The 14,322-nt window shown below is 61.4% G+C and carries 11 protein-coding genes; 3 read left to right on the top strand and 8 right to left on the bottom strand.

Features of this window, described 5'->3' with window-relative positions; genetic code table 11:
• Nucleotides 1–77: 77 nt before the first annotated feature.
• From GQF00_RS08320 to GQF00_RS08305, 4 genes are all read right to left on the bottom strand, one after another.
• A complete protein-coding gene (locus tag GQF00_RS08320) occupies nt 78–3,731 on the bottom strand; it encodes an ATP-binding protein (RefSeq protein ID WP_161318695.1) in 3,654 nt (1,217 codons plus the stop codon).
• 154 nt (nt 3,732–3,885) lie between these two features.
• Nucleotides 3,886–4,527 carry a DUF4194 domain-containing protein gene (locus GQF00_RS08315; protein WP_370519471.1) on the bottom strand — a complete coding sequence of 214 codons (642 nt, stop codon included), beginning with the start codon at nt 4,525–4,527 and terminating at the stop codon, nt 3,886–3,888.
• A 19-nt stretch (nt 4,528–4,546) separates the two neighbouring features.
• Nucleotides 4,547–6,013 carry a Wadjet anti-phage system protein JetA family protein gene (locus tag GQF00_RS08310; RefSeq protein WP_161318693.1) on the bottom strand — a complete coding sequence of 489 codons (1,467 nt, stop codon included), beginning with the start codon at nt 6,011–6,013 and terminating at the stop codon, nt 4,547–4,549.
• A gap of 85 nt (nt 6,014–6,098) precedes the next feature.
• Complete coding sequence (locus GQF00_RS08305; RefSeq protein WP_161318692.1) at nt 6,099–6,962, bottom strand: YicC/YloC family endoribonuclease; 864 nt, start codon at nt 6,960–6,962, stop codon at nt 6,099–6,101.
• Between the two features lie 206 nt (nt 6,963–7,168).
• On the opposite strand from GQF00_RS08305, the gene rph reads away from it, so the two are divergent.
• From rph to GQF00_RS08290, 3 genes are read left to right on the top strand one after another with little or no spacing between them, the layout of a single operon-like run.
• The gene (rph, locus tag GQF00_RS08300) at nt 7,169–7,885 is read left to right on the top strand and encodes a ribonuclease PH (RefSeq protein ID WP_161318691.1); all 717 of its coding nucleotides are present in this window, start codon (nt 7,169–7,171) and stop codon (nt 7,883–7,885) included.
• 9 nt (nt 7,886–7,894) lie between these two features.
• Entirely contained in the window at nt 7,895–8,539 is a 645-nt protein-coding gene (gene pyrE / locus GQF00_RS08295; protein WP_161318690.1) for an orotate phosphoribosyltransferase, read from the top strand.
• A 2-nt stretch (nt 8,540–8,541) separates the two neighbouring features.
• Complete coding sequence (locus GQF00_RS08290; RefSeq protein WP_161318689.1) at nt 8,542–9,156, top strand: hypothetical protein; 615 nt, start codon at nt 8,542–8,544, stop codon at nt 9,154–9,156.
• Nucleotides 9,157–9,371: 215 nt separating this feature from the next.
• Here the strand turns inward: GQF00_RS08290 and slmA are convergent, their stop codons facing one another.
• The 4 genes from slmA to dut all read right to left on the bottom strand — a co-directional run bounded on the left by slmA (nt 9,372) and on the right by dut (nt 14,164).
• Nucleotides 9,372–9,956 (bottom strand): nucleoid occlusion factor SlmA, encoded by a 585-nt coding sequence (slmA, locus tag GQF00_RS08285; protein ID WP_161318688.1) that lies wholly within the window; start codon nt 9,954–9,956, stop codon nt 9,372–9,374.
• Between the two features lie 340 nt (nt 9,957–10,296).
• Nucleotides 10,297–11,196 carry an acetylglutamate kinase gene (gene argB / locus GQF00_RS08280; protein WP_161318687.1) on the bottom strand — a complete coding sequence of 300 codons (900 nt, stop codon included), beginning with the start codon at nt 11,194–11,196 and terminating at the stop codon, nt 10,297–10,299.
• 72 nt (nt 11,197–11,268) lie between these two features.
• A complete protein-coding gene (locus GQF00_RS16780; protein WP_304503110.1) occupies nt 11,269–13,674 on the bottom strand; it encodes a phosphomannomutase/phosphoglucomutase in 2,406 nt (801 codons plus the stop codon).
• A 37-nt stretch (nt 13,675–13,711) separates the two neighbouring features.
• Nucleotides 13,712–14,164: a dUTP diphosphatase gene (gene dut, locus GQF00_RS08270; protein WP_161318686.1), complete on the bottom strand. Its 453-nt coding sequence runs from the start codon at nt 14,162–14,164 to the stop codon at nt 13,712–13,714.
• Between the last annotated feature and the right edge of the window lie 158 nt (nt 14,165–14,322).

The following is a 14,322-nucleotide window of genomic DNA, read 5'->3' as shown; positions in this document are numbered from 1 at the left end:
GAGAAGAGCAGGCATGGCCTGCTCTTTCTGTCTAGCAGTTTAATATCCTTCGTGAATAGTGCTTTTCCTTAAGCCTCTCATCCGTTTACTTCCTCCATGAAGTCCAGCGCCCCCTGCTGGCGAATCACTCTTCGATGTTGTTCCCACAGTTCGCTGATGCGTTCCTGGTTGAGTTGTTGTCGGTCCACCAGTACCCGGGTGTTGAGTTCGCCGACGGCCATGGGGCTGGGCACTTTGCTGAACACGAACTGGTTGCTGATCAGGTCCAGGAAGGGGCCGGCTTTGCTGGTGGGCATGATGAAGATCAGTTGTAGCCCCAGGGTGTTGGTGAGGTAGTTGATGACGCTCTTGGAGCGGCTTTCGTCCATGTGCATGAAGGCTTCGTCGACGATGACCATGCGCAGGTGGCTGTCGCCTTCGTTGAAGCGGAAGGCGCTGGTGATGGCGGCGGCGCGGATGATGTAGGCCGGGGTTTCCAGTTGCCCGCCGGAGCCGGTGCCGTACTGGCTGAGGCTGATGGGCTGTTTGCCCTGCGGGTGCTTGAGGATGTCGTACTGGCGGTAGCGGCGGTAGTCGCTGATGCGTTCCAGTTCGCGCAGGGCCTGCTGTTCGTCGCCATCCAGCAGCAGGTTGAGCAGGCGGTCGCGCACGGCTTCGGCTTTTGCTGACAGGGGCGTGTCGAACAGGCTGGTGCCGTCGCCCAGGTTGGGGATGTCGATGACTTCCTTGAAGAAGTGCCAGTACTCCCGGTACTCGGGAATCCACTGCCATTCGAAGGAGAACCGTTCCCGGTCGGCGCCGAACTGGTGGTGTTCCAGTTCGCTGTTAAGACTCTTGAGGACACGCTCGCCATCCTGAATGGCCTGGTGGATCTGGCTGCACAGGTCGCTGACGAAGGTGGTGTTGAAGGTGTCGCGCAGGCTGTTCAGTTTTTCCTGTTTTTCCAGCAGCACGTTGTTGCGCAGCCGGTTGTGCAGGTTGTCCAGTTGCTGGTGGAGGCTCTGGATGTGGCCGAAGAACGGCGCGCTGTGAAGGGTGTCGGCGCTGTCGGCCAGAATCTGATCGGCGGGCTGGGCCTGCTGGTTGTACTGGTTGAGGGTTTTCTCCAGGGCCACGGCGGTTTTGGTGAGCTGCTCGGTGAGCGCCGCTTCTTCGGCAATGAAGTCGATGTCGCCGTGGGCCTGTTGCAGGCGTTCATCCATGGCGGCGATGCGCGGTTCCACATCCAGGCCCGGCCAGTATTTTGTGCAGCCGTGCAGGTTGGCTTCGGCCTGGTCCTGTTCGTCCTGGAAGTGTTCGCTCTGGTCGGCCAGCTTGCTGATGAGTTTGCTGCAGGCGTCGAGTTTTTCGCTGAGCTTGCCGTTCTCTTCGGTGAGGGTTTTCTGCCGGGCTTCCAGTTCCTGATGCAGGGCCTTGGCCTGCTGCTGTTTTTCCTGCAGTTCTTCGTGGTCGCTCAGGTCCAAGGTGTCGAGGGCTTTCTCGGTTTCCTGTAGCTGGCGTTGGGCGTCCAGCAACTGGGTGGCGGTGCTGACCCAGTTGAGCGGCTTGAAGGTTTTCACCTGGGTGTGCAGTTGCTTCACGGCCTGATAGCTGTCGGCGGCGCGCTGGTAGTTTTCCTGCAGTTCCATGAGCGCGTTGCGCTGGGCGTGCAGGTTGCGTTCGCGGGCGGCTTCGCCGAATACCAGCTGGCTGTCGTCGAGATCGCAGCGGAACATGGCGTAACCGCCGGAGCCCAGACCATCGGCGGTGATGCCACGGCGGGTGCTGCGGAGTGCTTCGGCGTCTTCCACACACACCACGCTGCCGTAGGAGGCTTTCAGGTAGTGCTCGGCGGTGCGGTGGCTGAAGCGCAGGGCGTGGAACAGGGAGTCGTCCGGCAGATGCATTTTTTCTGCATCGCGGCGGGCCTGTTCGCCTTGAATGACGCGGGCGCGGTTGCGTTGTTTGCCGCTGAGGCGGCGGACGATGCGGATGGCTTCCGCTTCGTAGCTCGGTTCCACCAGAATGCCGAAGCGGGCGCCGCCGATGTAGCCTTCGATGGCCATCTGCCAGTCCGGGTCTTGCACTTCCACGTGATCACACAGCACCCGCGGTTCGGCCTGCGGGCATTCCTGTTTGATGGCGTGGATGGCGATCTCCACATCCTGGGGGTAGTTCACCCGTTTGGATTCCAGGTTGCGGATCTGTTGTTCGATTTTCTTTTGTTGCTGGTCCAGGGTGTCCAGGTTCTGGCCGCGTTTGCTGACCAATCGATCCAGCCGTTCGGCCACGGAGCTGGCTTCCTGGCCGGGCTTGTCCGCGCGTTCGCTGTGCAGTTGCTCGGCCAGTTGATTGTGCAGCTGTTGTTCGCTGCGCACCCGGGTGAGGCCGTCTTCCAGCGGTGACAGGTCGATCCAGTCCCGCGCCAGCATCTGATTGAGATCCGGCAGGGCGTTGCTCTGTTCGGCCAGTAGCGCCTTGCTGGTGCTGCGCCAGTGTTTGCTGGCGAAGCTGGGCAGTTCCAGTTCGATGCTGTGGCGGGCCAGCAGGTTCTGGATGTTGCGCAGGGCTTCCAGGTTGGCGTTGCGTTGCTGGTCCTGTTCCAGCAGCGGGCGGGCGCCTTCCTGTAATTGTTTTGTGAGCTGGTCGCGCTGCTGTTCCAGTTGCTGTTTGTCGCGCAGGGCGGGGATGCCGAGGATGCGCGCTTCCAGTTCCACCCGTTCGTTGTGGGCCTGGTCCAGGCGCTGTTGCACCTGCTCCGCTTCTTCGCGGTTGCCTTCGTGTTGCTGGCGGAGTTGGTTCTGTTCTTCCTTCTTTTCCAGATACTGTTTCTGGTTGCGCTGGAATTGTTGCGCGGCGGCGCCGTAGGCCTGGGTGGTGCGTTCCAGCCAGGTGTCCAGGTAGGTGCTGGTGTGGCTTTGGGCCTGGGCCAGCAGCGTGACGTTCTGCTGCAGTTGTTCCGCTTCTTCGGCCATGCCGTGGACGGTGCGCATGAGGTCGCGGATGCGGCGCAGGGTGTCGCCCATGTCGTGGGGCTCGAGCACTTCGCTGGCGACAAACTGGTTGATGGACTCCACCGGTTTGTAGGCCATGAAGCGGGCGAAGGTGCGCGCCGCGTTTTTGGCTTCCTGTTGCGAGACCGCATCGCGTTTGCCGCGCAGGGCACCGTACAGGCGGGCCAGGTACTGGCCTTTCTTTTCGTAGGTTTCCACGTTCTTTTTGCCGAACTGCTGGCGTAGCTGGTTCGCAATGTCGGTGATCGGCACGGTGGCTTTTTCGCCGCCGTATTCGCGCACGAAGTGGGACAGGTTGAGCATTTCGCCGGGGACGATCATCAACAGCAGGTCGTTCTGGCGGGCCTGGGCGCTGCTGCCGGCCTTGTCCAGATGGGCGCGCACGCCGATGACGGCGGTGAAGGGTTCGGCGCTTTCGCCCTTGGTGGGGTGGAACACCCCGGCGATGTAGCCGTCGCTGTCGTAGGGGCGGGCGTAGGCGCCGTCGTCACAGCCGAGCACGTAGGAGGCCAGGGTGCGCACCTGTTTTCCGCCGCGGCCGCGCTGGGTGGTTTCGTCCTGCCCCGGGTTGTAGTTGAACAGGTTGTCGTGGGCGGCGGTCATCAGGGTTTGCAGGGCGTCGGCGGCGGTGGTCTTGCCGGAGCCGTTGCCGCCGGAGAACAGGTTCACCGGGCCGTATTCCAGTTCGCCGGGGGGCAGGTTGCCCCAGTTGACGGTGATGGAGCGTTTTAAATACATGGGGCGGCCTGTGTGCGGTAAACGGTTGCTGTAGGAGCGTCGCTGGCGGCGCGATATTGGACGTTGGGAATCGCGCCGCGAGCGACGCTCCTACGGAAAGAATGGTTGGGGAAATCGCCTGCAGGCAGGCTCCTACGGGAGGGGTTGGTCGTGTTCATTCTTTTTCCTCCGCGTCGGTTTCGTCTTCGGCGTCGTCGTTGCTTGCGGGTTTGTTGTCGTCGCCGAGGAGTTGGGCGAGGACGGTGTCGGTGACCAGGCTGGTGATGTCGGGGCGGATGATGAGCCAGCTTTCGCTGTCTTCCAGGTTGCCGTCGCCGGCGCTGCGGATCAGGCGCAGTTGGCGTAGGCGGCGGAACAGGGCGTCGCGCTCGGTGCGGCCTTCCGGGAGCGGGCGGCCGAGCAGGTTTTTGCTGGCCAGGTTGATGGCTTCCAAGGGCAGGGTGGCCTGGCCGTGTTCGTCGATCTGGCCGTCGCGCAGGGATTTGTCGTACTCGGCGCGCAGCACCAGGATCAGGGCCACTTCCTGCTGGCTCAGGCGGTTGCGCAGGCCGCTGTTGAAGCCGTCGTCCAGATCGCTTTCGCCGGGAATCTCGGCGCCGGGCGGGAACAGCCGCAGGGCGGTGAAGCGGCGTTCGTGGTGCAGGCGAATGTGCAGCACGCTGAGGTAGTCTTCCACCAGCTCGGGGATCTGCAGGTAGCGGTCGTAGAGTTCCGCTTCCTTTTTGCTTTCGTCACGGCACAGCACGCCGTGATCCAGCAGGCGGATCATCAGCTCGGAGAATTGCGCGGGGGTCACGCCCCGTGCCTCCAGGGCCTCATTCAGGGCGTGTTGCAGAGGTTGTTGTGAGGGTGCTTGGGTCATCGTGTTCCAGTTCCAGCAGGAAGCCATCGCGACGCACAAAGTAGTGTTCGTCGGTGATGGGATCGGTCTCGGTGATGCGCAGGCGGAAGCCGGCGGCACCGTGGTCGGCGCTGCCCAGTTCGATCACGTGGCTCAGGGCCAGCAGGTCGCGGGCGTTGTTGATGGGCAGGTCGCGGTTGTCGATGCGGCGGCTGGCGCCGAGGGCATCGCGCAGGTAATCCCGTAGTGCGCCACCGTTGATATTGAAGGCTTTTTCCAGCAGTTGCTGGGTGGCCAGATCGCGCAGGGTGGCCGCGTCCGGCTCGTCCAGTTCCACCATGCGGCTGTGCACCACGCGCTGGCTGCGTTGTTCGCGCAGGCGTACCTGGGCCGGGTCGATCAACCCCAGGTGCAGGCTGGCCAGAGTGTCGCCGGCCTGTTGCAGGCGGGCGTTGTAAGTCTCTTCGTCCAGCTCGGTGAGTGCCTTGCACACCCCGACGATGTCGTTGTGCTTCTGGCTGTGCAGGTAGCTGAGCTGGCGGATGATGATGTCGGCGCGGCGGGTAAAACCCTGCAGGGTGCGGCGCAGGGCCGGCAGCATGATTTCCGAGGCGTTGCGCATGCGCGTGTCGATGCTGTCCAGCAGCTGGAACAGCACGGAGGCATCCTGGCTGACGATCAGATCCGGGGCCAGCCGTCGCAGTTCGTTTTCGGCGTTGGCTTTCCAGGTCTTGGGCTTGCGCTTGATCTGTTCGATGGTGGTGCGGATGCGGTCGCGGTGCTTTTCCACGCTGTCCGCGGACATGCGGATGGCCACATCGGGCTGGAAGCGCTTTTCCATGAAGTCGAAGAACTGGTCGCTGGCCTGCTGCACCAGTTGCTGGGCTTCCACTTCCTTCACCAGTTCCCGTTTGCGCTCTTCCAGCTCGGCGATGATGTCGGTGAAGTCGGCGATGATGCGCTCGGAATGTTCATGGGCATCGAGCAGGTCATAGACCTCGCCGCGGTCCACGAAGGCGGCCAGGGCGTTGAGGGTGTTGCGGGTGTTGCGATGCCGGGTGCGCACGCTGCGCCCATCCACTTCGGCCAGGGTCTGGGTGAACAGGCGACCGGTGCGGCTGAACGGGTAGGTGGACTGGAAGGAGGCGTCGTCCTTGTCCCGCTTCAGCCAGCCGTGTTCCACCAGCAGGTTGAGAATCCAGCCGGCCTGTTCGCGGTTGTTGCGAAAGCGGGTGTTGTCTTCGTCGCCGTCCAGCAGTGGCGCCCGTTCCAGGGCTTCGCTGAACACATCCAGCACCTGGTCACGCTTGAGGGATTCGCCGTAGTCCGCCTGGGCGCTGTAGAGCCTCTCGTGCAACAGACGCAGGCACTCGACTACCTGTTCGCGGTATTTGCCGGTGAGGGGCTTGAAGAACTGGGCGCGCTCGTCGCTGAAGAACATGGCTCGCTTTTATGGGGTAATGGCCCGTTGGGGTAATGGGCCATTTAATCAGGTTGGGGCAGGGGCTCCAAGGGGCTTGTGGCCGTTATTCGATGTTCTGGATCTGCTCGCGCATCTGTTCGATGAGCACCTTGAGTTCCACGGCGGCGGCGGTGGTTTCGCTGTCCACGGACTTGCTGCCCAGGGTGTTGGCTTCGCGGTTGAGTTCCTGCATGAGGAAATCCAGGCGCCGACCGATGTGGCCGCCTTTCTTGACGATGCGGCGCACTTCGCTGACGTGGGTGACGAGACGGTCCAGTTCTTCGTCCACGTCCATTTTCTGGGCCAGCATGACCAGTTCCTGCTCCAGGCGGTCCGGGTCCGGGGATTCCACCACGTCCTGAATGCGTTTGCGCAGGCGCTCACGCTGGGCCTCTTTGATGCGCGGGATGGCCGCCTTGACGATCTCCACCTGCTTTTCGATGCCGTCCAGACGCTCCGTGATCATTTTGCCGAGCTGTTCGCCTTCCCGGGCACGGGTGTCGATGAGGGCCTTGAGGGCGTCATCCAGCAGGCTCAGGGCTTCTTTCTGCAGCAGTTCCACGTCCAGCTCCTGAGTGCTGAGTACGCCGGGGTAGCGGAGAACTTCCATGGGGTTGACTTGCCCGGAGTGCTGGACCAGATCGCCCACCCGACGGGACACGTCGGAGAGTTTTTTTACCAGCTCTTCGTTGAGTTCCAGCTCCACGTCGCTGTCGATCTGTTGGTAGCGCAGGGTGATTTCCACCTTGCCGCGGGCCAGGGCCTGACGGCATTTCTCCCGGGCGCCGTTTTCCACCGCGCGCAGGGTGTCCGGCAGGCGCGGGCTGATTTCCAGGTAGCGGTGATTCACGGATTTGATCTCCCAGGCCAGGCTGAAGCCTTCCAGGTGACGGTCGGCGCGGGCAAAGGCGGTCATGCTGCAGATCATGGGTGAACCTCGTTGTTGGCCATGGAATGGGCGCGGCCCGGTGTCTGGGCTGCAGGAGCCTGCAGGCAGGCTCCTACGGCATGAAAAACCGTGGGCGGTGCCGGGGTCTCTAGTCTAGTCGTAACGGGGGACGGTGCAAGGAAGGCATTGTCGCCGGTGTTTGCTACAATGGCCGGCCTTTCGTTTTCAATGTTTCAGGAGATCCCATGCGTCCTTCCGGTCGAGCTACTGATGAGCTGCGTGAACTGAGCTTTACCCGCAATTACACCGTTCATGCTGAGGGAAGTGTGCTGGTGGCGTTCGGGAATACCAAGGTGCTGTGTACTGCCTCCGTGGAAGAGGGCGTGCCGCGCTTTCTCAAAGGCAAGGGGCAGGGCTGGCTGACCGCCGAATACGGCATGCTGCCGCGTTCCACCCACACCCGGTCCGGCCGGGAAGCGTCCCGCGGCAAGCAGGGTGGCCGTACCCTGGAAATTCAGCGTTTGATCGGCCGCTCCCTGCGGGCAGCGGTGGATCTGAGCAAGCTGGGTGAGCGCACCATTTATCTGGATTGTGATGTGCTTCAGGCAGACGGTGGTACCCGTACGGCGTCTATTTCAGGAGCCTGCGTAGCGCTGGTGGATGCCCTGACCCATTTGCTGGAAACCAAGAAGATCAAGGAAGACCCGCTCAATGGTCTGGTCGGCGCGGTGTCTGTGGGTGTTTACAAGGACACCCCGGTGCTGGATCTGGACTACGCTGAGGACTCCAATGCGGGCACCGACATGAATGTGGTCATGACCCAGCAAGGCGGCTTTATCGAGATCCAGGGCTCTGCAGAAGGGGCGCCCTTTACCCGTGAGCAGTCCGATTCGCTGCTGGGTCTGGCCGAGAAAGGCATCAACGAGATCATCAAGGCACAACAAGACACGCTGGGTTGGTAAGGCATGAGCATGAAGAACTACAAGAAGCATTTCCTGCGTTTCGCCCAGGAGCGTGAGGCGCTGAAGTTCGGTGAGTTTACCCTCAAATCCGGCCGGGTCAGTCCCTACTTCTTCAATGCGGGCACCTTCAATACCGGCGAGGCACTGGCGCGGCTGGGCCGCTATTATGCGGATGCCATCGTGGCGTCCGGGCAGCAGTATGACATGCTGTTCGGCCCGGCCTATAAAGGCATCCCGCTGGTGGCGGCGGTATCCGTGGCGCTGGCTGAGCACCATGGCATCGACATGCCCTGGGCCTTCAACCGCAAGGAAGCCAAGGATCACGGTGAGGGCGGCTGGCTGGTGGGTTCGCCCTTGCAGGGTCGGGTGCTGGTGATTGATGATGTGATTACCGCAGGGACGGCCATCCGTGAAGTGGCGGCCCTGTTCGAGAAGACCGAGGCCACCATGGCGGGGGTCATGGTGGCGCTGGATCGTCAGGAAAAAGGTAATGGGGAGCTTTCCGCGATTCAGGAGGTCGAAAAGACGTTGGGGGTGCCGGTGGGCAGTATCGTCAGCATGGGCGATATTATCGACTGGCTTGAGCAGCAACCTGATAGCGAGGCGAGAGTGGCGCAGATGCGCAACTACCGGGAGCGCTACGGAGTGGAATAACAATGAAACAACTTGTCCTGGTGCTGGCGCTGGCCCTGTCAGCCCCGCTGTGGGCCCGGTCAGGGAAGCTGGCAAGTGAAGTGATGCCGCAAGGCGCCTATTTCCGTCATGTCAGCCCGGATGGGGTGGTACATCTCAACCGTACCCTGAGAACCGAAGCTATCCAGAATGGCTATCAACTGCTGGATGCCCACGGCCGGGTGCTGGAAGAAGTGGAAGGGGTTGAGCTGAATGACGAAGAGGCCCGTGAGTTGCGTATGCAGCAAGCGCGGCAGGCCCGTGAGGACAAGGAGCTTCTGCGGCTTTATGCCGGCCCGGAAGATGCGGTCCGTGCCCGTGATCGCAAGATTGATGCCCTGGAACTGAGCATCAGTTACGAGGAAAACAATCTGGCCCAGCTGCAGATGAAGCTGGATGACGAGATTGCTACTGCGGCACGTAGCGAGCGCGCTGGGCGAGAGGTTCCTGATGGTGTTCAGAATGCGATTGATCGCCTCAAGCGCCAGATCAGCAATTCGGAGGCCAAGCTGAAGGGCTTTGATCATGAGATCGAGGATGTGAACAAGGAATACACCCCCATTATCGAACGGCTGACCGCGATCGAGAACGGCAAGTAGTCACGGCGGTATCCAACAGGCTTCACGCGGCAGGCTCGCGGTGAAGGGGATGCAGCGCAACGAAAAGAGGCCGCACCCGGAGTTTGGGTGCGGCCTCTTTTGTTTTGGGGGAGCATATTGGGCGTTTCGGGTTGCCGATCCCCAGGGGAAACGCAGCTGGATATCGCCGCAGGAGCCTGCAGGCAGGCTCCTGCGGGTGGGGTGTTCGTGCCGCCTTACCGGAACAGCGTGGGCACCAGCAGTTCCCACTGTGCCGGCCAGTCCTGGCTGGGCTTTTGTTTGAAGCCGGAGCGAACAAACTGGGCAATGCGACCTTCCACCACGGCCAGCAACAGGTTGGCGGTGATGGTGGGGGTGGCGATGGTGCGCAGGCCTTCCTTGAATTCGGCATCGCGCAGTACTTGCTTGACCTGGTTTTCCACCCGGTCATAAAACTGCTGGATGCGCTGGTGCAGGCGTTCGTTTTCCCCGGTGAGGGCATCGCCGGTGAGCAGCCGGGTGATGCCCGGATTGCGTTCGGTGAAGGCCAGCATCAGGGTAAGGATCTGTTCCACCTGGGCGGTGGCATTGCCTTCTTCGGTGATGCGGTTGATGCGCGAAAAAATGGCATCTTCGATAAAGCTGATCAGGCCTTCGAACATTTTCGCCTTGCTGGGAAAATGCCGGTACAGCGCCGCTTCGGATACCCCCACTTCCCGTGCCAGCCCGGCGGTGGTGATCCGTCCTCCTGGACCGGCTTCGAGCATGTGGGCGAGCGACTGCAGAATCTGCTCTTTGCGCGACGGTTTTTTTTCAGTCATGAAATGTCGTTCCCGTTTTTTTAGCTACAAGCGACAAGCTTCAAGCTGCAACGCGAGTGTGGCTAGAGGTATATCACATGCCATGCCCGCGCCCAACGATCCCGGGCTTGTTACTGCGGTTTGTTTTTGCGTGTTGTAGCGGCGCTTCGTCTTCTTTGTGCGGCAATCCCCTTTGCCGTAGAAAAAGCTGCAAGCTACAAACAAGCCTCAAGCTACAAGGCGCGGGGCGGGTGTTTTGTTGTTCCGCCGCCCTTGCCCGCGTCCGAATCTTTTTCGCGGGCAGTGAGTGAATTAAACCCGAGGTCCTTTTCCGCGTTGTAGCTTGAAGCTTGTAGCTTGTTTAGTCCTTGCTGATCAGCGTACCGATACCCTTGTCGGTGAGAATTTCCAGCAAGACCGCGTGAGACACCCGGCCATCGATGATGTGCGAAGTGTGCACGCCGTTCTGTACCGCTTCCAGGGCGCAGCCGATCTTGGGCAGCATGCCGCCGTGGATGGTGCCATCCTTGATCAGGGCGTTGACCCGGTCGGTGGTCAGGCCGGTGAGCACCTGGCCCTGCTTGTCTTTCAGGCCAGCCACATTGGTGAGCAGGATCAGCTTTTCGGCGCGCAGCACTTCAGCTACCTTGCCGGCCACCAGGTCGGCATTGATGTTGTAGCTGACGCCTTCGTCGTCGACTCCGATGGGGGCGATGACGGGAATGAAATCGCTGCCGGCAAACAGGTCGATAACCCGGGTGTCGATGCCCTGCACTTCACCCACATGACCGATGTCGATGATCTCGGAGGTCTTCAGGGCCGGGTTGTCTTCGTCCTGGGCCTTGAGCAGCATTTTGCGGGCCCTGATCAGTCGCCCGTCCTTGCCGGTGAGGCCAATGGCCTGGCCACCGTTATGCTGGATCAGGTTGACGATGTCCTTGTTGACCAGGCCGCCGAGCACCATCTGTACCACGTCCATGGTCTCGCGGTCGGTGACGCGCATGCCCTGGATGAATTTGGATTCTTTCCCGAGGCGCTCCAGCAAGCTGCCGATCTGGGGACCGCCACCATGGACAATCACCGGGTTGATGCCCACCTGTTTCATCATCACCACGTCACGGGCGAAGCTGTTTTTCAGCTCCTCGTTTTCCATGGCGTTGCCGCCGTACTTGATCACGACGGTGGTGCCGGCAAAGCGCTGAATATAAGGCAGCGCTTCGATCAGAACGCGGGCGATGTCATGCGCGCTGGTGGTGTCCATTACTTCTCCTCGGGGGATTGGCGGTAGCCGGGGAAGTTTAAACTTTCAACTCCTCAGCCGCACGATTCTACCTCAAAACGGGATCTCAAGGCTCTCGTCTACCGCCTTGAGCTGGTTACGGAACATGGTTTTCACACGTTGCAGGGATTCTTCATCGCGGCCTTCAAAACGAGTGACCAGTGAGGCGGTGGTGTTGGAAGCGCGCACCAGGCCCCAGCCATCGGGGAAGTCCACCCGCAGGCCATCAATGGTGGTAGGTCGGCCACCGGGAAATCTTTCGGCACGGGCGCTGAGTGCTTCCACCAGATCAAATTTACGCTCTTCGTCCACGTCGATGTACAGGGCCGGGGTGGTAATGCCGGTTTTCAGTTCGCTGAATACCTGGCTGGCCGGATCGTCCAGCAATGACAGGATTTCCAGCAGGCGCGCACCGGCGTACATGCCATCGTCACAACCGAACCAGCGATCCGCAAAGAACAGGTGGCCGCTGATTTCTCCGGCCAGCGGTGCGCCGGTTTCTTTCATCTTGGCCTTGATCAGGGAGTGGCCGGTCTTGTACATCAGTGGACGGCCACCACTCTTGCGGATCACTGCAGGCAGGGCACGGGTGCATTTCACGTCAAAGAGGATGTCTGCACCCGGGGAACGGCTGAGTACGTCGCGGGCGAACAGCATCATCAGCCGGTCCGGCCAGATGATTTCGCCGCGGTTGGTGACCACTGCTACCCGGTCGCCATCGCCATCAAAGGCCAGGCCCAGGTCCAGCTGTTCGCTATCCACCAGGCGGATCAGGTCGGCCAGGTTGTCAGGGTTGCCTGGATCCGGGGCATGGTTGGGGAAGTTGCCGTCGATCTCGGTGTACAGGGCGGACACTTCGCAGCCCAGCTGGGTGAACAGTTTCGGTGCCAGTTCACCGGCTGCGCCATTGCCGCAGTCGATGCCGATCTTCAACGGGCGGGCCAGCACGATGTCGTTGGTCACGTCGGTGAGGTAGCGGTCTGTGATGTCCAGTTCCTGCTCTTTCCCCTGGCCTTCGTTGAAGTCGCCCTTGGCAATGCGTGCCTGGATGCCCTGAATGCGGTCGCCATAAAGGGTGTCGCCGTTAATAACGATTTTCATGCCGTTGTGGCTGGGCGGGTTGTGGCTGCCGGTAACCATGACTCCGCTGCGGGTTTCCAGCACTTCCGTGGCGTAGTAAAGCACCGGGCTGGGCACCAGTCCGAGATTGATTACGTCACGTCCGGATTCGATCAGGCCCTTGATCAGCGAGCGAGTCAGTTCCGGGCTGGATAGACGGCCATCGCGGGCCACCACCACGGTTTGCTGGCCAGCTTCGCTGGCTTCGGTGCCAATGGCGCGGCCGAGCAGGTAGGCGGCCTGGGCGGTGAGTGTGACCCCTGCCACGCCGCGTATGTCATAGGCGCGGAAGATTTCATCCGGCAGGGTTTCGCCCTTGCTGTCGTCCACCAGCAGGATGCTGTCGTCGTCACTTTCTTCCACCACCATGGGCTCGCTGGGCTGCGTGGCCTTGTTGGTCGCGGGTTGGGTGTGACGGCTGCGCAGCTTGTTGGCGGTTTTGGCCTGAGCCTCGGTGACCGATCGAAACAGACTGAAATGGAAGCGGTTGCGGGCGGTGACGCCGGGTTGGCGACCCAGCTCGTCGTTGTAGCGAATGAGTTCGGCGGCGTCCTGGCGCAGGGCGCGCACCAGCAGGCGGTTGACTACCAGGGTAACGGCCAGCAGCGCAATCAGGGACAGCCCGAGAGCGGTGGCGGCGAGCAGGAACAGGTTGCTGCCGGGCGTGGGCAGGGTGAAGCTCACGGATACCGGGCCGGCATTGGCGGTGGCCATGGCGCCATTGGCTTGCTGGGCGCTGTTGAAGATGTCGGTGCCGCGGTATTTGATGTTCACCTGGGTGCCTTCGGGGACGCCGGCCTGGATCAGGGTGCTGAGTGATGCCAGTGAGCGGGTCAGCAGGAGGATGCCGTTGTCGTTTGCCGCGGCCCGGGCGATCACCAGTTCCGGCGGCTTGCCGGAAATCATGGCCGGGGCCGGCTGTTTGCCCAGACGAATCTGTTTGATCATTTCCTGGGCGGTATAGCTGAGGTTATCCACGTTGCTGTCACGGCGGGGAAGCAGGGTCAGGGTGGCATCTGATAACCACAGGTGGGGGGTGGCGTTGAGACTGGCGGCATTGCCCTCGCTCAGGGCCTGGTTTACATCCGGGCGTTGGCTGATCAGGGTCAGCTGCTGCTGGGTGTCGGTGAGATAGCCATTGACCTGCTGGGCCAGTGCGCCGGCCACCATGGTGGCCTGGGACTGCTGTTGCTGTTGCAGTGCACTGCTGTTTAGCCAGGTGTAAAGCGCCGCAATGCTGCCGGCGACGGCCAGCATGCCGGTGAGCATCAGTGGCAGCAGCTGTTTCATGGCGCTGGTGGTGTGTTTGTCGGTGGCGCCCTTGTTATTGTTGTTTTCCATATCCCCCTCCCAAAGCCGTTATGGCTGAAAAGCGTAATTATTGTCGGCCGCTGTGTCCGAAGCCGCCACTGCCGCGTTCCGTGCTGGTGAAAGTGTCTACCTGTTCCAGTTGAACCTGCATGACTGGCACGATCACCAGCTGTGCGATTCGTTCCCCGGGCTCGACGGTGAAGGGCTGCTGGCCACGATTCCAGCAGGACACCATCAGTTCACCCTGGTAGTCGGAATCGATCAGCCCCACCAGGTTGCCCAGTACGATGCCGTGTTTGTGGCCCAGCCCGGAGCGCGGCAGGATCATGCCGGCGTAGCCCGGGTCGCTGATATAGATAGACATGCCGGTGGGCAGCAACTGGGTGTCACCGGGGGCCAGGGTCAGGGGCTCCTTGACCATGGCACGCAGGTCGAGGCCGGCGGAGCCTTCGGTGGCGTAGTGGGGCAGCGGAATGTTGTCGCCAAGACGCGGATCGAGAACGCGGTACTGCAGTTTCATGGATCAGTTCCTGCTTGCCGGAAGCCTGATGCTTGATGCCTGACGCAAAAAGCCCGTCGCCGCCGGACCGTTAATGGGGGGTGGTCACCCGTGAATGCCAACCCGTTATTATGTTCGTAATACTGGATGCCGAAAGTCTGACGATGCAGCCGTCAGGC

The organism is Alcanivorax sp. DP30 (assembly GCF_009882945.1).
In the GTDB taxonomy this organism is placed as follows: Bacteria; Pseudomonadota; Gammaproteobacteria; order Pseudomonadales; family Alcanivoracaceae; genus Alcanivorax.
Note: the sequence above shows the minus strand (reverse complement) of the source record. Positions and strands in the feature narration are given on the sequence as shown.

Excerpts from the sequence above, each read along its gene's own strand:
- GQF00_RS08320 (WP_161318695.1), bottom strand. The coding sequence starts at position 3,731 with ATGTATTTAAAACGCTCCATCACCGTCAACTGGGGCAACCTGCCCCCC.
- GQF00_RS08310 (WP_161318693.1), bottom strand. The coding sequence starts at position 6,013 with ATGTTCTTCAGCGACGAGCGCGCCCAGTTCTTCAAGCCCCTCACCGGC.
- GQF00_RS08305 (WP_161318692.1), bottom strand. The coding sequence starts at position 6,962 with ATGATCTGCAGCATGACCGCCTTTGCCCGCGCCGACCGTCACCTGGAA.
- rph (WP_161318691.1), top strand. The coding sequence starts at position 7,169 with ATGCGTCCTTCCGGTCGAGCTACTGATGAGCTGCGTGAACTGAGCTTT.
- pyrE (WP_161318690.1), top strand. The coding sequence starts at position 7,895 with ATGAAGAACTACAAGAAGCATTTCCTGCGTTTCGCCCAGGAGCGTGAG.
- GQF00_RS08290 (WP_161318689.1), top strand. The coding sequence starts at position 8,542 with ATGAAACAACTTGTCCTGGTGCTGGCGCTGGCCCTGTCAGCCCCGCTG.
- slmA (WP_161318688.1), bottom strand. The coding sequence starts at position 9,956 with ATGACTGAAAAAAAACCGTCGCGCAAAGAGCAGATTCTGCAGTCGCTC.
- argB (WP_161318687.1), bottom strand. The coding sequence starts at position 11,196 with ATGGACACCACCAGCGCGCATGACATCGCCCGCGTTCTGATCGAAGCG.
- GQF00_RS16780 (WP_304503110.1), bottom strand. The coding sequence starts at position 13,674 with ATGGAAAACAACAATAACAAGGGCGCCACCGACAAACACACCACCAGC.
- dut (WP_161318686.1), bottom strand. The coding sequence starts at position 14,164 with ATGAAACTGCAGTACCGCGTTCTCGATCCGCGTCTTGGCGACAACATT.